This is a genomic window from Streptomyces sp. NPDC002884, from assembly GCF_040295245.1.
Lineage (GTDB): Bacteria > Actinomycetota > Actinomycetes > Streptomycetales > Streptomycetaceae > Streptomyces.
On record NZ_JBEOVB010000003.1, the window covers coordinates 29,923 to 47,557 of the forward strand.

16 protein-coding genes are annotated in these 17,635 nt (G+C 69.0%); 8 read left to right on the top strand and 8 right to left on the bottom strand.

The window, feature by feature from the left end; genetic code table 11:
• Positions 1-135 precede the first annotated feature (135 nt).
• The 3 genes from ABT070_RS07530 to ABT070_RS07545 form a co-directional block, all read right to left on the bottom strand.
• On the bottom strand, positions 136-606 hold the full coding sequence (locus ABT070_RS07530; protein ID WP_351756107.1) for an ester cyclase: 471 nt from the start codon (positions 604-606) through the stop codon (positions 136-138).
• A gap of 1,070 nt (positions 607-1,676) precedes the next feature.
• Positions 1,677-2,480 carry a hypothetical protein gene (locus ABT070_RS07540; RefSeq protein WP_351756110.1) on the bottom strand — a complete coding sequence of 268 codons (804 nt, stop codon included), beginning with the start codon at positions 2,478-2,480 and terminating at the stop codon, positions 1,677-1,679.
• A gap of 230 nt (positions 2,481-2,710) precedes the next feature.
• Positions 2,711-3,151: an ALF repeat-containing protein gene (locus ABT070_RS07545; protein ID WP_351756112.1), complete on the bottom strand. Its 441-nt coding sequence runs from the start codon at positions 3,149-3,151 to the stop codon at positions 2,711-2,713.
• A 311-nt stretch (positions 3,152-3,462) separates the two neighbouring features.
• On the opposite strand from ABT070_RS07545, the gene ABT070_RS07550 reads away from it, so the two are divergent.
• Positions 3,463-3,801, top strand: a complete 339-nt coding sequence (locus ABT070_RS07550) for a hypothetical protein (RefSeq protein ID WP_351756115.1) — start codon at positions 3,463-3,465, stop codon at positions 3,799-3,801.
• A gap of 334 nt (positions 3,802-4,135) precedes the next feature.
• Here the strand turns inward: ABT070_RS07550 and ABT070_RS07555 are convergent, their stop codons facing one another.
• The 3 genes from ABT070_RS07555 to ABT070_RS07565 all read right to left on the bottom strand — a co-directional run bounded on the left by ABT070_RS07555 (position 4,136) and on the right by ABT070_RS07565 (position 6,144).
• On the bottom strand, positions 4,136-4,582 hold the full coding sequence (locus ABT070_RS07555) for a hypothetical protein (RefSeq protein WP_351756118.1): 447 nt from the start codon (positions 4,580-4,582) through the stop codon (positions 4,136-4,138).
• 73 nt (positions 4,583-4,655) lie between these two features.
• Positions 4,656-5,255: a hypothetical protein gene (locus tag ABT070_RS07560; protein WP_351757308.1), complete on the bottom strand. Its 600-nt coding sequence runs from the start codon at positions 5,253-5,255 to the stop codon at positions 4,656-4,658.
• Positions 5,256-5,335: 80 nt separating this feature from the next.
• Positions 5,336-6,144, bottom strand: a protein-coding gene (locus ABT070_RS07565; protein ID WP_351756120.1) for an IS5 family transposase whose coding sequence is annotated in 2 segments (ribosomal slippage) — positions 5,336-5,824 and positions 5,827-6,144 — 807 coding nt in all. Because the reading frame shifts where the segments join, the coding sequence is not laid out codon by codon here.
• Between the two features lie 170 nt (positions 6,145-6,314).
• Between ABT070_RS07565 and ABT070_RS07570 the strand changes: the two genes are divergently transcribed.
• The 7 genes from ABT070_RS07570 to ABT070_RS07600 all read left to right on the top strand — a co-directional run bounded on the left by ABT070_RS07570 (position 6,315) and on the right by ABT070_RS07600 (position 14,473).
• Positions 6,315-6,401, top strand: a complete 87-nt coding sequence (locus ABT070_RS07570; protein ID WP_351757311.1) for a putative leader peptide — start codon at positions 6,315-6,317, stop codon at positions 6,399-6,401.
• A gap of 198 nt (positions 6,402-6,599) precedes the next feature.
• Positions 6,600-8,072 (top strand): hypothetical protein, encoded by a 1,473-nt coding sequence (locus tag ABT070_RS07575; RefSeq protein ID WP_351756122.1) that lies wholly within the window; start codon positions 6,600-6,602, stop codon positions 8,070-8,072.
• A gap of 403 nt (positions 8,073-8,475) precedes the next feature.
• Positions 8,476-9,027 carry a TetR/AcrR family transcriptional regulator gene (locus ABT070_RS07580; RefSeq protein WP_351757313.1) on the top strand — a complete coding sequence of 184 codons (552 nt, stop codon included), beginning with the start codon at positions 8,476-8,478 and terminating at the stop codon, positions 9,025-9,027.
• Positions 9,028-9,362: 335 nt separating this feature from the next.
• Positions 9,363-9,869, top strand: coding sequence for a hypothetical protein (locus ABT070_RS07585; RefSeq protein ID WP_351756125.1), 507 nt, complete (start codon positions 9,363-9,365; stop codon positions 9,867-9,869).
• A gap of 1,044 nt (positions 9,870-10,913) precedes the next feature.
• Positions 10,914-11,636: a TIR domain-containing protein gene (locus tag ABT070_RS07590; RefSeq protein WP_351756127.1), complete on the top strand. Its 723-nt coding sequence runs from the start codon at positions 10,914-10,916 to the stop codon at positions 11,634-11,636.
• Positions 11,637-11,722: 86 nt separating this feature from the next.
• Positions 11,723-14,212: a tetratricopeptide repeat protein gene (locus ABT070_RS07595; RefSeq protein ID WP_351756130.1), complete on the top strand. Its 2,490-nt coding sequence runs from the start codon at positions 11,723-11,725 to the stop codon at positions 14,210-14,212.
• Between the two features lie 99 nt (positions 14,213-14,311).
• Positions 14,312-14,473: a hypothetical protein gene (locus ABT070_RS07600; RefSeq protein ID WP_351756132.1), complete on the top strand. Its 162-nt coding sequence runs from the start codon at positions 14,312-14,314 to the stop codon at positions 14,471-14,473.
• Positions 14,474-14,850: 377 nt separating this feature from the next.
• Here the strand turns inward: ABT070_RS07600 and ABT070_RS07605 are convergent, their stop codons facing one another.
• Both ABT070_RS07605 and ABT070_RS07610 read right to left on the bottom strand, forming a co-directional pair.
• Positions 14,851-15,678 (bottom strand): SDR family oxidoreductase, encoded by an 828-nt coding sequence (locus tag ABT070_RS07605; protein WP_351756135.1) that lies wholly within the window; start codon positions 15,676-15,678, stop codon positions 14,851-14,853.
• A gap of 391 nt (positions 15,679-16,069) precedes the next feature.
• Complete coding sequence (locus tag ABT070_RS07610) at positions 16,070-17,272, bottom strand: serpin family protein (RefSeq protein WP_351756138.1); 1,203 nt, start codon at positions 17,270-17,272, stop codon at positions 16,070-16,072.
• Between the last annotated feature and the right edge of the window lie 363 nt (positions 17,273-17,635).

Consider the following 17,635-nt stretch of genomic DNA (forward strand, 5'->3'; position numbering starts at 1 on the left):
CTTCTCACGGCCGAGCGGCGCCCCCCGTATGCACGTGGGGCGCCGCTCGTGCGACACGGACAGATCCCCCCGGCCTCACGAAGCCCCCTGGGGGCGAACCATCGCGCGGCCGAGACAGGACCGCGGGGCTGCAAGTCAGCCCAGCTGCGCGGTGTAGCCGATCTGACCGGCGAGGCTCAGCTCCTGGCACATGAACCACAGGTCGGTGATCTTGCCCTCGTCGTCGAAGTGCAGCACACCGATCTCCTCCCACTCCACGCGCTTGCCCGTGGCCGGGGCACCGGCGAACGTTCCGGAGTGCACGGCAGTCATGCGGTACTGGAGCATGACGGTGTTGCCGGAGGCCACGATGTCGCGGGCCTCCGCCGTCTGGTCGGTCAGTGCTCCGGACAGCACCTTCCAGCCCGCCTCGAGCCACTCCACGAAGTTGCCGCTCTGCGGGATCGCGTCTCCGGTAAGCGCGTACAGGTCGGCGAAGCCGGCCCGGCGGATCGGGGCGTCCGGAGTGACCAGCGAGCGGATGAGGTCGAAGTCGCCCTTCGGCATCGCGTCCTGGAGCAGCAGCAGCGTGTTGTCGAGGTTGCGCTGGGCAACGGCGTCGGTCATGTCGATTCCTCTCACGACGGGGCGGAGACGCCGGGGCGACGAGTGCCGCCGAAAACCCGGTATCCCCTTTTCTTGGGGGGGCGCGGCTCCCGGGCGGCTCTTCCAGCAACCTGACCGCGCCCCACCAGTCTTTCTCTCCAAACGGCGCACGAGCCGGGGCAACGTGGCCCGGCCGGACCTGGGCCCGGCTGGGCCACGTTGCCCCGCAGCACCCGCCCGGAACAGAAGCCGAGGCGCTGTCCTCGCCCAGGCGATCTCCCTCCGCCAAAGGCGACAGCCAAAGCCGCACGAGCCGCCACTCTCACGAACGGGGGACCTTGCGCGGCGCGGGCATCGGGGTCACCGTCCGCGACCCAGCCGCGGAAGCCACTCATGACCGTGCGGTGCATGTCCTGGGCGTCGACGAGGGAATTGGCGGTGTACGGGTGCCGGGCGTCCATGGTCAGAACGCTGTGTGGCAACGAAATGGGCGGCGGAGGGGGCTTGGTCACGGGATGACGTCCCATTCGGTGGCGTTCTCGGCGATGGTGACCCGGGTCCGTGTCTCCCAAGCGTGGTGTGTGCGCGACGGTCCGCGTCGAAGGTCACGGGCTGGTCCCGTACGGGGGCTGCCGCTGGGGTGCCCGGTGCTGTTTCGACCCATGCCCAGGGTCGGGGGACGGCCGTGGCCCGACGCTCTGCGAGGGCAGTAGTGCGGTGGGCTTGAAGGCATCTTCGACCACCGCATGTCCGACGTCCGCCACGCCGACCACATCTACGTCCTCTACGCCGGACACCTCGTCGAACACGGCACCCACGACGAACTCATCGCCGCCCAGGGACGGTACGCCGCCATGTTCGCCGCCCAGCCAGCCCAGTACGCCCCCACCCCCAGTACGCCCCCACCCCCAGCATCCCCAAACCCGCCTCACACACCGTCACCGATCCCGCATGACACGATCGACGGACACCCATCGCATCGAAGCCTGCGCGCCCGGTGTGGCCGACACAGTGACCGGACCCAGGCTGTCGCCTTGCCATAAGGATCCCGAAGTGATCCACAGCACCGTCCGGCCCGTGCTGCGGTGTTCTCAACCGGGTCCTGGGGCACCGCCGCAGCAATTGGCCGACGTTTTCCGTGTCAACTCGGCTGCCTCGGTGATGGCGCATTGTCCGAGATCACCGAACAGCTGCATCGTGACGGCGGCCAGGACGTCGTCCCCGCCAACAGTCCGCGCGTCCCCGCGGCGGGTGGACAGGGCGAGGAGGGGGTCCTTGAGCAGCGGGGCCGGGGCTGGCTCGCCCGGCACCACCAGACTGACCGTCCCGAACCGCTTGACCCCGCCCTCGCGGACGACCTTGGCCGCGTCCCGGGCCAGGGCCGTCAGGAACACGCTCGCGATTCCGTCCAGATCGCGGACCATCGCCGGGACCACCCTCACCCCCCGGCTCCCCAGCAGCCTTCTCACCCCGGCCTCGAACCGGTGGGCGCCAGCCACACCACTCGGTGTACGCGCCCCGCGGCGCTCACGAAGAGACACGAGCGCACCATCGGCGTTGCGCACCTCGCCCATCAGGCCGTGGAAGGTCGGGCTGTGCAGGTACCACGCCGATCCCACCTCCACCTCGATGTTCCGGTCGATCGCCGAGATGAGGTCCTTGGGAATCAGCCTCTTCCTGGCCTCCTCGGCCGCCGCGCTTCTCGCGCCGTCGATGATCGCCGTCAGCACGGTCCGCGTCACCGACGCGGCGGCCCACGCGGCCGGCCGGGAGACGTGCAACGAGGTCACGTCCCTGAACACCGCTTTGACGAGCTGAGGCTTGAACGGCAGGTCGGTCACGACGGAAGCGGTCTGCGGACCGCTGCGCTCGGTGCGTGAGGGGTGTGTGGTCATCGATGAATGTGCTTTCTGCTGTCGGAGGTGTCAGTGGCCCATGCCGCACCGGGCGGCGAGACCACAGAGCGCATCGGGGGGGGGCGCCGAGCCGGCACTGGGCCTGCCGGGCGGGGCCGCCGGCACACAGAGGTGCAGGCGGCTCCACCCGGATTCTCGACGTTCCGGCGACCGGGCGTGCGGCAGGGGGTGCCACCCGGGCGACGCGCTGTGGTGCGGCGCCGTGCCGGTCAGGCGACCTGGTACCTGCTGACTTCCAGGAAGTGGCGCAGTGCTTCGGGTGTGTTGTCGTCGAGGGCGGCGTTGGCTGCCGCGCGCAGGGCCGGACTGATGGACGGGTCGGCGAGGATGCGGGCGATGGCGACGCGGTCGTCCTCGGCCTGGGCGATGCGGTAGCCGGTCTCCAGCCAGGCGCGCATCGCCTCGGGGTCGTTGGCGTCCAGGAGGGCGTTGGCTTCTCGTGTCACACGCCGGCCGCTGTCCGGGTCGGCGAGGATCCGGACTATGGCCACCCTCAGGTCGTCGGCGTCCGGCTCGTCCGCTGACGAGGACACTGCGGGCACCGTCACCGCGGCCGGTGCCACCGTGGCGGCGAAGGACGGAGTGGCGAGCAGGAGGGCCGGGGCGAGGATGCCCGCGGCAATGGCGGGCGCTACGCGATGCAGTCGCAAGGGGAATGCTCCTCTTCGTTTGCTACGGAGGCGAGTTGAGGACGCCTCAGGGCTTCACTTCGGTGATACTGCCACCTGGGTCTGACAGCGGCAGTTGCCCGGCTGCGGTCGCAGGGCACCGTCGCCGCGGACGTGGCCGGTGTTTCATGGCGGCGCGAGGGCAGCCTTGAGCGCGGCTCGTGGCTGTCGGGGCGTGATCGGGGGGAGACGATTCCTCCACCTCGCCAGCAACTTGCACGAGCTGCGCTGGGTACAGTTCCTCAGCACCGCACCATCCGGCGCCCGAGCTCACCAGCTCCCCGGCACCCTGCATGAACAAGCCGCCCACGACCTGCGCACCCTGTACCGCGGCGCCTCCACCACCACGCGCCGCCCGCCACATCACCGCCTTCGACACCGCCCGCGACCCCGACGGCACCCTCACCTTCGCCTGCCTGCTCTACCTCGCCGACCAGGAAGAAGGAGCCCAGTTCTGGTGGCACTACGCCGCAGGCGCCGGCAGCACCACCGCCGCCCTGAGCCTCTACCTGCTCCACGTGCGTCAGGGCGACACACCACTGCGCGAGAGCCCGGCGGGGTTGGCTTGGACTGCAACACCGCGTTCCCGCCGCTGCGGCCCGCACCGCAACCCGCGGCCCATCCCAAACTGAGCAAGGACCCCGAGCCGTTCGCCGAGCAGCTGCGCGCGTCCGGGCGCCACATTCTGCTGGCCGGGAGCGGATTCGGCGGCAACATGTTGATAGCCGACCCTCCGGAGCACCCCCGGCTGCCCGACTGATTTCGGGGGTCTTTACCATTCAGGCGGCTGAGATAGCCACGCCGCGCACGGAGGACCGAGGTGCTGCGGGCCGGGGCATCCCCGCGTGCGCAGGGATGCCTCTCGAGGGCGCCGCCCTCAGGTGTGCTGACTCGTCGTTCACGATGCTGCACAAGGGGCGTTGCCATGACTGCCGCCTCCGGGAACCGGCGCCCGGCATGCTTGTGTCAGTCGCCGAACATCCCTGCGTACGGATCCGGTTCCCCTGTCCACGGGTCGAGACCGGAAGCACGCAGTCGCTGTTCCTCGTCTCTATGCAGAAACCGCGGCGCCGAGTTGCCCCAAAGTGTGAGTCCCCCGAGGGGACACTCGTCGAACTCCGCATCCAAAACACGATGGAGAAACTCGACCACACCGCACGGATACTCCTGCCAGACCACATCATCCTGATTCCAGACCACGACAGGCCAGCCATCAGGATCGTCGCCCGTGATACGCCAGCACAGGATGTCCGCGCTGGAGTCCAAACCCCAGGCGATCACCCGATCACCACCGGCCCCTCCGGGAGCCTTGGCATTCCAGAACTGCTGCGCATTGAGCGTCTCCTCCTCCATCCCCTGGAAGGCAGGCTCCGCCCCGTCCTCGGCCCGGCACTCCGGGGAGAAGATGACCACATAGTCACTGATGGCCCCCGCTCCATAGAGCTCGTAACACGATCTTGTGGTCTCAGCGAGGGAGTGCCAATGCTCATTTCTCGGGGTCGGACCAAGCCGCCGCAAGTGCTCGCCGATCTGGAAAGCGGGGACCGGGGACTATCTCCTGGGTGGGTTCACCGTTGAGCCAGCACACTTGCTCGGGGGCGCCGTCGCCAGTGTCGAACAGGCAGCACACTCCTCCGCTGTCGGCGGTGAGGTCGGTGAACACCTTCCTGATGTTGGCCGACCGCGCAAACAAGCGGCTCATCCCCGACGTCGCTGCCCAGCACCCCACCGACGTGTAGCCAGGGTGCAGAACGGACTCGAACCGGATCGTCGCGTAGATGTACCCGATCTGGATGCGCCCGTCCGCCTCGGGTTCAGGGCCGTTCGTCCGCGCGTACTCACGCAGTGCATCATCGACGTCGAACATGAGGGACGTGTCGAGCTCGAGCGTGCTGGTCGTGGAGCAGTCGACCGGCTCGCTCTTGAAATGTGACGTGAACGGGAGGACGAGCCGGTCACCGTCGGGCAGGGCGACCTCAAGCGGCGGCACGGCACGGGACGGTGGCGCCAGCTCGGCCAGACTGGCCAACGCCCTGGCGACATTCCGAGGACGCAGATAGATGTCGTAGCCGTGGATCAGCCCCACAATTCCCCAATCCCAGATCGAACCGCACCCTCTCACGACCCGCCCCTTCGGCTCTTGTCGGTTTCGAGCTCGCAGTACGTTCATGAGTGGTTCCTCATGAGGCGCCGCCAGCAGATCAGGCTGCAGGCTAACGAGAGGAAGGCGTCGTGGAGTTCGAGGCGTCGTTCCCATCGGACAGCGAGGCGTTTGAACTGGTGGAGCAGGGCGAAGGTCTGCTCGACGACGTAGCGGAGTTTGCCCAGTCCTTGGATGTTCGGGGCGCCCTTGCGGGAGATCACCGGCACGATCCGGCGTTTGCGCAGTTCATGACGGACGGCCCGGGAGTCGTATGCCTTGTCGCCCAGCAGGGCGTCGGGGCGTCGGCGGGGATGGCCCGGACGTCCGGTGACGGGCGGAATGCCGTCGACGAGGGCGAGGGTCTGGGTGATGTCATTGACGTTTGCCGCAGTGGTGAGCACCTTGAGCGGGGTGCCCTTCCCGTCGCAGATCGGATGGTGTTTGCTACCCGTCTTGCGTCGGTCGACCGGCGACGGGCCGGTCGCGGCTCCCCCCTTTTCGCGCGGACGTGGGAGCCGTCCACGCACACGCGAGACCAGTCGAGTTCGCCGGCCGCATTCAATTTCGCGAGCAGAATGCGGTGCAACTGGTCGAAGACCCCTGTCTGTTGCCAGCGATCCAGACGCCGCCAGCAGGTCTGTCCTGAGCCGAACCCCAGCTCCAGGGGCAGGAGCTGCCAGGCGATGTCCTGGTGCAGGACATACAGGATGCCCTGCAGGCACAACCGGTCCGGCACCGGTTTCGGCCCAGGCGACCGCTTGGGCCAGGGCGGCAGCAATGGTTCGATCAGCGCCCACAAGTCGTTGTCCACGATCCATGGTCGAGTCGTCATACCTACTCGAACGGTCAGATCGTCACAACGGTCACGCCCGAGCAGGGCACTTCAACAAGATCTTGTTACGAGCTCATAGGTAGCTTGCGCCCCGTACGCAGCGGCGGACAGCGGGACGGTCGGTGGTCGGCCCTTGACCATGGCGACGTGAAGCTGCTTCGATCATGTACATGAAGTCTCTGTGCCCGGTTCTCACGCGACGACGCCACGTCGATCTCGCGCGAACCTCCGGCGCGCTCTGTCAGCCCCTGCACTGACCCCGGCGGGTCGCCGTTCCAGGCACCCGTCCCCTGACGCGGCTGCCGCCGTACTCCCGTGGCAGGCCCGGTCGCTCGCCGCCGTGTCTGCCCAGGCCGATGTATCTGTCCGGCCATCTCCGGCTGCGTGCCATCACGCGCATGCTCCGACGCCCCGTACGGACCACCTCCGTCGCCGGGAAGGATCCTGTCCTCGCCATGTCCTCTTCGATCGCCCGCCACCGCGGTATCCGCAGACCACTGGCCGCCGCCCTGCTCGCGGCCCTCATGCTGGCCGGCGCCGTGGTCCCCGCCGACGCGACACCGGCCGCCACCGCCTACACCCCGGTTCCACCGCACAATCCCTACGCAGGACCTGACGGTACGGGCACCATGCACGGCGACACCGGCTCGTCGGACACCACACCGCTCGCCGGTCCGGGCGCAGGCAGCCTCACCTCCACACGGACAGCGCTCGCCTCCGCCTGCCCTACGGTGCTGGTCGGTTACGACGGCTATCCCGTCGCCCTGTGCACCCCCATCTTCGGCCAGGTCCCGACTGTGCACCTGCTCGACCCCGACAACGGATCCTCCCTGGCCACCCTCCAACTGACCAAGGGCTCGCTGCTGGGCGGGGTCTATGCCTACCTCGACGACCAGGACCGGCTTGTCGTTGCGGACGGCAGTCGCAGCCTGCTCCGCGTCGGGCACCGGCAAAGCGCCGCCGGCGCCTGGCAGTTGTCGGTCGACCAGAGTCTCTCCCTGGCCTCTGTCATCCCTGCGGACGACGCGGTGACCGGCCTGTCGCCGGACTGGCAGGGCCGCGTCTGGTTCGCCACGGGCGGTGGTGTGGTCGGCGTCGCCGACGACCGCACCGGCACGGTCCGGTCCTTGACCCTGCCGACTGGCGAAAGGGTCGCCAACAGCATCTCCACCGCGCCGGACGGAACCGCCGTCACCACCACCCACGCCACCTACCTGCTCACCGCGGACGCCGAGGGCACGCCCGAGATCTCCTGGCGCCGGGCCTACGACCGTGGACAGGCCCGCAAGCCCGGCCTGCTGAGCTGGGGCAGTGGCTCCACTCCGACGTTCCTCGGACCTGAGACGGGAACCGACTACGTCGCGATCGTCGACAACGCCGACACCACCGTCCACCTCAAGGTCTACCGGACCTCCACCGGCGCGGAGGTCTGCTCGGTACCGGTCCTCCAGGCGTCCGGCGGTCCCGGCAGCGAGAACTCGCCCGTCGGGGCCGGCAACAGCATCTTCGTCGCGGGTACGTACGGATATCCGTACCCTGCCGTGCCCGACGGGGCGGGCGACGCCGTGCCCGCCTCCGCCGACTTCGCCGGAGGCCTGACCCGGGTGGACATACGGGCCGACGGCACCGGCTGCACCCAGGTCTGGGACAACACCCTGCGCTCGGCGGCCGTACCGAAGCTGTCCACGGCCGACCGCACCCTGCACACGGTCCTGCGCGACCCGCTGATCCCCGGCAGCAAGGGCACCAGCCTGCTGGACACCTACCGCTACGCGCAGATAGACGCCGAGACGGGACTTGTCACCCGCTCCAAGAGCGTCGGCACCGGCGCGCTGTACGACACGTTGCAGATGGCAGGAACCGTCGCCCGGGACGGCGCCTACCTCCAGGGCACGGTGACCGGGGTACTGCGGATCACCGCGGGGTGAGCCGGACCTGAGTCGCGCCTCCCGCCGTCCCCTCGGGGCCTGGCGGGAGGCGCGAGTACGTGCACTGTCGTTCATCCGAACAGGCGGCCCGCTGACGTGGGACGAGCTCAGGGCGCCCATTCGCCCTCATACTCCGACACCGTGGTCGCGCGGCTTGCTGGTTGAGCGCGCTGGAGAGGTAGCCACCGCCGTCGGAAAGGATGTTCGCCTATGCCCGGACCGAGGGGTCGAGTTGTTGTCAGACGCCACCGAGATCCAAGTCGGTCGCCCCGTCGCGGACTGCGGTGGCCGACGGGCTTTCGTGTCGGGCAAGAAGCAGTACACGATGGAGGCCACGGTCATAGCTGATCACCAAGGCGGCCGCACCCGGTGGACCGAAACATCGTGCAGGCGGCCCGGCCCCATGAGCCGCCGTCTCGAGCAGCTCTTCGGCGAGGTCGAAGGGGTGGAACGAGGCCGGCGAAGGCACGACGGGTGCCGGTCGGGCAGGCGGTCGCGACGATGGATCCGGCGCGTCAAGGACGGCGTCGAGCACGTCACCCTGGACGCCGTTGCACGTGCCGCGTCAGTGGGAAAAGGCACCGTCTTCCGGCACTTCGGCGACCGGTCCAGGCTGCTGATGGCACTCCTCGCCCGAGCCGAGCGTGCCTACCAGGCATCCTTCCTCACCGGCCCGCCGCCGCTCAGCGCCGGTGCCCCCCGTCGACCGACTGGAGGCGTGCGGCGTGCGGCGTGGCCACCATCAGATATCCGCTGGCCCACCGTGAGCTCGCCCTCGCAGCCGCCCCACCGCTCGACCGCCGCTTCTCGCCCCTCGCTTCTCGGCCCCGCACCTCGACGTCCGCCGCGCCCACGTGCTCGCCCCGCCGCGGCCGTGGACAACGGACCTGGGAGCGTTCATCCGGACTCCCGCGCCGGCTCCCGCACCGGCAGCGGCTCGCTCCGATCGCCATGACATAGAGCAGGGTTGACGGACTCGGATATCAGCGAGACTGGCCCGGTGCCGGTTCGGCCCTACTCCATCGAAGCCCCCGGCGGCTGTCGCGTTCGATGGCTCCGAGGAACTGTTCGATCTGCTGGCTGCGGTGAAGGGCGCCGAGGGCGAAGGCAGGAGTGAGGTGCCGCAACTCAGTTCCTCTGCTCGTGCCGGTCGGCAGACGCCCAAGATCGATGTGATCAGCAAGGTAGGCAAGGTAGATCAGGGTGTATCTGCGGGTCCATCCCAAAGGCGGCAACGCCGAGCTCGGGATCCGCTGGGCGCGCGCCGCGGGCAGCTCTAGGGTGGCCTTCGTGACCGCAGTCTCCGACAGCTCTGAGGACAACCGATCCCACCCCTCCGCGGGCACCCCACAGGGGGCGATAGTGGTGGACGAGGTCCTCGGCAGGTTCGTCCGGGGATCCCTGCCGTTGCCCGGCGGCGGCTGCTTGGTCGACTCCTCCTTCAGCCGGCGCCTTGAGCTTGAGGGCCGCACCGTCGTCCTGCTCCTGGACACCAAGGACGCCGCAGAGGCGCAGCGTCTGCTTCCCCGGCTCCGCCGTGCCGTCGAGGGCAGCACAACACTGCGTCGGCGAGCGCTGGAGGCGGTCGTCCTCGAGTTCAGCGTGTCCCCGGTGACCGAGGAGGAACTGGGCCAGGCCCAGGCCGATCTCCTGCTGGACACCATCGTGGTCGATGACGGCATGGACGTCGTCCTGCATCTCACCGATTCCTGCGGCCAGCACGTCATGGACGGCTACTGGCCATCGGTCCGCTTCGACGCGGAAGACCAGATGACCGACGTGACGATCGAGGCGTAGCCCCTCACCTCCCCGTAGCCCCCACGTGCTGGCAGCCGGTCCGACCGGCGGTCTTCGCAGCGGGCGCAGGTCGTGGATGCAGGCGAGGCGGACAGGCCGACTGCCAGGACCACGGGCCGTGAGGAGGACGGTGTGGAGGTCCACACCGACGTGCGCACCCGCTGGCCTGCACAGGGACCGTGAACGCGTGCGTCTCGTCCACGGCCGTGCACTCGCTTCCTGGTGTGACCTTTCTTCACCACCGTCGTTGTGCACGTGGACGCGTACCTCTCCCCCCTGGACGCGTGCGGCAGACGAGGGGCCCGAACCCTGCCCGGTCCGGGCCCCTCCGGGAGTCGTAGTCGGCCTTACAGAACGCCTCTGGGGTCTCACGCTCAGGCCCGGGGAGAGCCTCGTCGGCTCGGTGGCCGAGCAATCGATCTACGGCGGCGGCGCTGCACTGCCGGGCTCACCGAACCGTGCGGACCTGTCGGCGGCCTGCGGTGCCCAACGCGTGGCGTGTCCCGGTGGCCGGGAGACAGGGCTGCCCGTACGGATGTTCTGGTGGATCGAAGCTCTGGTATCTGTTCGTTCCCGTCCGACACAGCCCGGTCACCGGCGCCGTCACCGGCCGTACGAAGCTGACCGAGGAGCGGATGATCGCCTCTTCCGGTTGGGTGCCGACGCCGTGTCTGCGAGGTCGTACGCACGGGCGACACCGGAGAGTTGGCTCGCTCTTTTCACCACGACAGGCAAGGGGTGGCTGCTCCTACCTGGTCAGAGCGGCCGGGACATGTGCCGGTATCGGCAGGCGGTCGCCCTCCAGTTCCTTGAGGGCGGGTCACGGTTCAGGGGTCCAAGTCAGCGAGAGGTCGTGCCACGCCAAATCTTGGGCGCGATCCGAGCAGGGGGGGGTCCGAGCAGGGGGGTGGTCCGAGCAGGGGGGGTGGTCTGGCCGAGGTCTTGCGGCGGTCGTCTGTTTCCCTGTCGCGGCCTTCGTGGAGGCCGTGGGTCTCTCCGGGCATGTTCGATACGCTCTCAAGGTGGTGACGTTGTGTCGGGACTATGTGGCTGACCGGGGGCGTCCGCGTGATGAGCGGTGATTTTCGCGGGAATATCGTAAACAGCGGAGACAATAATTTCGGCAATTTCAATAGCTTCGGCAGCGGTATCGCGTCCGGGCATCTGCGTGACGTTCATGACGACGTAGCTGCCCAAGGTGACGCCGTAGAGCGTTCAGGCGGACGCGAGCGCAATGTCTTCGTGGTGTTCGGGCGGGACACGGCCGTTCGGTCCGCGATGTTCGATTTTCTGCGTGGGTTGGATCTGCGTCCGCTCCAATGGGAGGACGCAGTCCATGCCGGTGGCGCAAGCTCTCCTTTCCTCGACCAGGTCGTCGCACAGATGCCCGGCTTGGCCCAGGCTGCTCTGGTCTTACTCACTCCGGACGACCTTGTCATGCTGCACCCCGATTTGCGCTCGACTCATGAACCCGAGCACGAGATGGAGCTGTCGCCTCAGCCGCGGCCCAATGTGCTGATCGAGCTCGGCATGCTGCTGATGGCATACCCGGAGCGCACGGTGATCGTTCAGGTTGGCGCCGGGAAGCCCATCTCTGATCTCGCCGGCCGCAATGTCATCCGGTTCGACGGTTCGGCCCCTGCCTTGGGAAAGATCGCCGAGCGGCTGAAGGCGGCAGGCTGCGCGGTGGACATCACAGGGGATATCTCTCTGCATTCCAGGTCTTTCGAAGGACTGAATGCGCTGCGGGCCGATCGTGGTCGGTGACGGAGCTTCGGTGAGGTTGCGGTGAACACCCCCGTGCCGCGACTCGACTGCGTATCGGCCGTGCACGAGCAGAGAACCGAAGGTCGGTGCGCCACGTGCTGACAGCCTTTCGCCCGCGCCACATCAGACAGTTCGCTGCCGTTGGCTTCATCCTCGCCGCGGTGGTGGGGGCGGGCGCAACCGTGCTGGGAGGCTCAGGCTGGATCACCGCCGGCGCTGCCGGGATAAGCGGTGCCTTGGGTGCCTTCATCCCCGGCTGGGTGGACGCGCGCAATGAGCGTGCGGCACGCCGTGATGCGCTGGTCAGCCTGCCAGGGCCTACCCCTTCCCCCTCAGTGAGCCGATATCTCACGTCGCAGCTGGCGGTGGTGCCGTTCACAGGCCGTCAGAGTGAGGCGGCCGAGCTGTTGACGTGGTGCCGCAGCGAAGGCACCGACGCGGTCCGCTTACTGACGGCGCCCGGCGGCGCGGGCAAGACACGGCTGGCCGAGCACGTCATGGAGGTCCTGGGCCGCGAAGGCTGGCACTGCGCGCAGGTAGGCGCGCACATGGAAGCCAGGGCGTGGGAGGTGGCGCGTGAAGGCACCGACTGCCGTGTTCTCCTGGTCGTCGACTATGCCGAGTCCCGGCCCGAACTCGCCTCTCTCTTACGGTCTGTGGTGTCTGCCCTGCATGAGGCGCGGGTGCTGCTCCTGGCTCGCAGCGCAGGCGAGTGGTGGCAGGCGCTCGCGGCCGAGGACGCACCGGTGCGGGCCGTGGTGGAGCACACTCACGTGCAGGAGTTGGGACTGGACCTGGGCGCAGGGCTGAGTGACCGGGAGCTCGTCGAACGCGCGGTCCCCTGCTTCGCGCGCGAGATGGGGGTGCCTGTCCCGCTGTCCGCCGAGGTGCCGGTGCCGACTGCGGCGAGCCAGGTGCCGGTGCTCGTGCTGCATGCAGCCGCCCTGGTCGCCGTGCTCCAGGAAGTGGATGCGGCCTCGGGCGGGTCTGGCGCTGCTGGCGGCCCCGTCGCGAACACTGCGACGAGTGTCAGTGACGTGCTTCGGACGCTGCTGGGGCATGAAGCTCATCTGTGGGCAGGGTCGGAGCCGGCCGTTCTGGCGCAGACGGGCACGCGTGGATCCCGTGCTGTTGTGGCTCTTGCCTGCCTTTTCACGCCCGTGGGTCTGGATGAGGCGGCGCGGCTGCTGACGAAGGTGCCGGAGCTGAGTGATGCCGGGTTGGGTGCGCGTCGCGACGTGGCGTGCTGGCTGCGTGCGCTGTACCCGCCCGTCGGCCCTGGCTGGTGGGGCTCGCTCCTGCCGGACCTGGTCGCAGAGCAGCTCGTGTGTGATGTCTTCGAGCAGGACGGTGATCTCCTCGCCGTATTCCTGCACGGCGCCGGACTCTCCGAGACGGTGAGTGCGCTCGCTGTCATTGCCCGCGGTGGAGCCCATCACCCGGCGGCGGCCCGCCTCCTGGAACGAGTCGTGCGGGAGAGTGCGGACCTGCTGCCGCCGGCGATAGCGATCGCCGCCCGTGTAGGCGGCGTCCTGGGTTCCGTTGTGGCTCGCGTCCTCGACGACGCGCCGTTGAACAGACGTGAACTCGCAGCAGTCCACCGCATGATCCCGTACCCCACCGTCGCGCTGGCCTCGGCGAATCTCACGGTCGTCCTGCGGATCGTGCAGCAGCTGCCACCCCATACGCGCCCCGCCCTCAGGGCTCGGTGGCTGATGACACTCGGGCTCGCCTATTCCCAGGCTGGACAACGCAGAAGCGCTCTCCAGCCGGTGCGTGAGGCCGTGGATGTCCGCCGCGGGCTGGCCGTCACCCATCCGGCCCGCTACGCCGGCGACCTCGCGGCGTCGCTGGACGAGCTGGGCGTGCGTTTCTCCGAACTCGGCCAGCCCGGACAGGCACTGACGCCCACCCAGGAGGCTGTAGCCGGCTACCGGGAGCTCGCCGCCACGGAACCCCGGCTGTACAACGCCCGCCTGGCTGCCGCCCTCAGCAACCTGGGGGTGCGGTTCTCCGAACTCAGCCAGCCAGGACAGGCACTGACGCCCACCCAGGAGGCTGTGGCCGCCTACCGGGAACTCGTCACCACCGAACCCGAGCTCCACCTCGGTGACCTGGCACGCGCCCTGGACAATCTGGGAGTCTCGCTGACCCAACTGGGACGCCCAGAAGAGGCGTTACCGCTGACGCAGGAGGCCGTGTCCATCCGGCGCTCACTGGCCGAGGCGAACCCGGACCGCTATCTCGGCGACCTGGCCACCTCCCTGGACAACCTCGGTATCTGGCTGTCGCAACTGGCTCGCCCGCAGCAAGCTCTGCCGGCAACCCAAGAAGCAGTAGCCCTACGCAGACAACTGATGCAAGCCAACAACGACCGGTATGTCGGCGACCTGGCGCGGTCCATGCTCAACCTGGGCGTTCGACTGGTGCAGCTGAACCGGCGCAGCGAAGCAATTGCACCGGCGCAGGAGTCGGTCCAGCTGTATCAGCGCGCCGTGGCGGCCAACCCAGAGCGCTACCTGAGCGAGTACACCCAGGCGCTGGCGCGACTGACCGAATGGTCTGCCCCGCCGTGAACCGCCTGCCAACGATTGCGTGCGGGCGGCTGGAGACCCGGCGTGGCTGAAGGGCGCCGCCGATGCCGCGGGCGAAGTCCCGGGGGAATCCTCCCCGAGGTGCGCTCCGACCGACCGCTGCAAGCACTGCGCAACATCGCGGCTGAACTCCAGCGGCTCAGCCGCGTCCCTGCGGTCGCTGATTGGATCGTGGCGTACCGCACACCCGTCACCGCCACCGCCACCGCCACCGCCACCGCCACCGCAGGAGGACGGACGTGAGTACCCCAAGCACCCACACGGATGTCGTACGCGCACGGCGCCATGGTCGGCTTCAGGCGGCTGTCCTGGCCCCGCTCCAGTGAAAGTCGCTGGGCACGGCACGGTCGGTGGCGTGCCGGGTGCGGCCGTGGTGGTGCCGGAGGTCCGCGGTGCGGGTCACCCGGTCCGTCCTGGCGGGTGCCGTCGATCGCGGGGCAGGTTCCGGCGAATCACAGTGACGAGGTGCTCCGCGCGAACCTGGCAAGTCCCTCACCCGGCCGAGCAAGCGGCCCAAGACCGAGGCCTAACACCTGACGCGGGGTGGGGCGCAGGTCGTGGGCACCACCCGCTCGGCCGGGAAGACAGGCACGAAGGAGGTTCTGGTCGGCCAGCGGGTGTTACCTCGCATGGAGGAACTCCTTGGCGCCACGGAGCCTGATGTCCAGCCGGTGTTGCGTGGCGCGGCTGTCGAGGCGTACGTCCAGGGCCCCCGGAAGCAGGGTGTCCGCCCGACGGCCCGCGGGCAGCAAGGAGGGTGCGATGCCGTCACGGCGGGCGATGAGCACGCCCAACGCGTAGCGGCTGAGGGCGTCGGTGCCGGCGAGGTGGAAGACACCTGCCTCATTTGAGGCCGCGAGCTCCCACAAACCAGCCGCGAGATCGGTGACATGAACAGGGCAGCGAATGTCGTCCGTGAACAGGGCTCCCTCCCGCTCGTCGGCAGCCAGCTCGTGCACCACCCGTTCGTGGTGGGATCCTCCGTCGCCGATGATCAGGGAGGTGCGGACGACAACGCCGTCCGGGCACAGCAGTCGCGCAGCGGTCTCAGCGGCGGCCTTCGCGGCCCCGTACGGGGTGATCGGGTCCGGGGCGCAGGTCTCGTCGTAACGGGCCTTGCCGATGCCGGAGAACACGGCATCGGAGGAGACGTGTACCAGGCGTATTCCGAGCTTCGCGGTGGCCATGGCGATGTGGACGGAGCCGTCCGCGGTGATCGCCCAGTCCGCACCGCCGCTGGTCACGTTGATCACCGCGCGAGGTGCCACCGTGACCAGGAGCGCTTCCACCTGTGCGGGATCACGGACATCGAGCTGGTGCCAGGCGCCGGCGCGCGTCGCACTGGGGCGGGAGTGAAACGTAGCATCCACCTCCCAGCCCCGAGGGTGCGCTTGGCGCAATAGCTCCGTCCCTAAGAACCCGCTGCCACCGATGATCAGCGTCGTCATGCCGCACACGCTAGCGCTGGAGTACGGGAACAAGGTCCCTGCTGTCTGGGCCGGTTGTGCGCCCTGTCTGTCTGGTTCGCTTCCTTCTGCGGGATTGGAAGTCGGGGGCGGCGGAACGCTCAACCGATGAAGCTTTTGTGCGGCGGCCGGCGGGGCTGTGCGAAGAGGCGGCGCTGAGATGTCGGGGGCGGGCGTGCTGGAGCGCACCCGCTCACCCCCTGGGCGCGACGGTTGCCGGACTGCTTCCCGCCCTGCGGGCGGCCATCAGCAGGGACGTCGCGCCCCCAGCTGGACCGCGACATCGCCATCGCCACCCTGTGTCAGATCGACGGCGACGCCCAGGAAGTCGTCACGATCCGGGCCTCCGTCCTGGGCAGCACCACTGGCCCGATCACCCCTCGTCCTCCCCGTCGTACTCGGGGAACGGCAACGGATCCGTGACCCAGCCGGCCGTCAGCACGAGCCGCGTGTGACGATGCAGGGCGAGGAAGCCGAAGGGGCGGTCGAAGGCGGCGCCGATCCTGGTGGTCACGTAGCGGAGGTCGGGCATGCCTGCGGCGAATGCGCCGAACGCCGTCACGGCGGCGGCCTCGAACCCCAACGCGCCGAACTTCGCCATGGTGTTCTGCTCGGCCGACCCGATGGCGAGCGGGAAGTCGCTGATGCCGGGGAATTGTCCGCGTGAGTTGTCCCGTGCCGTCGTGAGCCCGAACAACCGGTGCAGCTTCAGCAGATCGTGGTGCGCGTTGAGGTTGTACGCCACGGTCGTCACCTCCAGCGACGGCGGCTCGGGCCGCGTGCAACGCACCTTCTCCACCCGCAGGCCCGGGCCCACGTTCCCGTAGGGCAGCCGCGGTCCCGGCACAACCGGCCACCGGCCGGCGAGGATGTCGACCCCGGCTCCCAGCACTTGCCCCGGCCCCATGTCCTCCTCCCCGAGCAGCAGGTGCACGTCCAGGGCGTTGTTGCCCAGCACCTTCAGCTCGGTGACGTATCCGCCGGGTGTGTCCGCCACACCCACCCGGTCCAGCACGGTACTGGAGCGCCACAGGCCCAGCCGCGGCTTGGTGGCCCAGGGCTCGTGGTCAGTCTCCAGTTCCACTTCGTGGAAGGGGCTGAGCCACTGCGTGCGCAGGGTCAGCGCGCTCGCAAGCACCATCTGCGTGTCCTCGGTCAGCGGGACCGGCATACGGTCGATCAGCCCGCCGGTCCGCTTCGCCGTCCACGCGTCCAACGCCCGGTGGTCGGCCGCAGGGTCCCCGGTGAGTACCCCGTGGACGTCAGCCGGCAGGCCTGCCTCCCACTCCTCCCTCAGCTCCAGCGTGCGCTTCGTCCACAGCCCCAGAGCCGTTTCCAGTCCCCGCATGGCGCCCATCGCAGCGAGCAACTCGCGTGCGGCATCCGCCGCTTGCCCGGCGGGCAGGCCAAGAGTCTCCGCCAGCTCGGCCCGCACCGCGCCCTCGGCGCCGTCGGCCAGGTAGGCCAGCAGCGGCCACACCCCCGCCGCCGAGAACACCGTGCCTGCCTCCGAAGCAGCCGCCCACCGCGCGGTCAACCCGTTCACCGCGCGAACCGTTGCCGTCGCGACTCTCATGCCACCCCCATCGCCAACACCCTCATGACGCGCCCTGTCGTACGTCAGTTCAGTGTCGCCGCCACCCGACCCAGAAGCATGGCGCTCGTGCCGCTGCCTCGGCCTGCCGGTCCGAGGTCCAGGGCACGCATCCGGCCATCATCGTCGACGAGACCATCCCGCAGCAGGGCCCGCGCCGCAGCCCCACAAAGCGGCAGCCGTGGCGATCAGGACCCAGGTCAGCAAGCCAAGTCCCGATAGGTCAGACGCACTTGCGGCCACCCGCACCACCCCCGGGGCCCACTCCCGACCAGGGCCTGCGCGGGAGTGGCGGCGACAGGGTCTCTGCCACGGCCAGGGTGCTGCGACGAGGCGAGGATCCGT

Excerpts from the sequence above, each read along its gene's own strand:
- ABT070_RS07570 (WP_351757311.1), top strand. The coding sequence starts at position 6,315 with ATGAAGTCTCTGTGCCCGGTTCTCACGCGACGACGCCACGTCGATCTC.
- ABT070_RS07590 (WP_351756127.1), top strand. The coding sequence starts at position 10,914 with ATGTGGCTGACCGGGGGCGTCCGCGTGATGAGCGGTGATTTTCGCGGG.
- ABT070_RS07530 (WP_351756107.1), bottom strand. The coding sequence starts at position 606 with ATGACCGACGCCGTTGCCCAGCGCAACCTCGACAACACGCTGCTGCTG.
- ABT070_RS07580 (WP_351757313.1), top strand. The coding sequence starts at position 8,476 with ATGAGCCGCCGTCTCGAGCAGCTCTTCGGCGAGGTCGAAGGGGTGGAA.
- ABT070_RS07575 (WP_351756122.1), top strand. The coding sequence starts at position 6,600 with ATGTCCTCTTCGATCGCCCGCCACCGCGGTATCCGCAGACCACTGGCC.
- ABT070_RS07550 (WP_351756115.1), top strand. The coding sequence starts at position 3,463 with ATGAACAAGCCGCCCACGACCTGCGCACCCTGTACCGCGGCGCCTCCA.
- ABT070_RS07610 (WP_351756138.1), bottom strand. The coding sequence starts at position 17,272 with ATGAGAGTCGCGACGGCAACGGTTCGCGCGGTGAACGGGTTGACCGCG.
- ABT070_RS07540 (WP_351756110.1), bottom strand. The coding sequence starts at position 2,480 with ATGACCACACACCCCTCACGCACCGAGCGCAGCGGTCCGCAGACCGCT.
- ABT070_RS07605 (WP_351756135.1), bottom strand. The coding sequence starts at position 15,678 with ATGACGACGCTGATCATCGGTGGCAGCGGGTTCTTAGGGACGGAGCTA.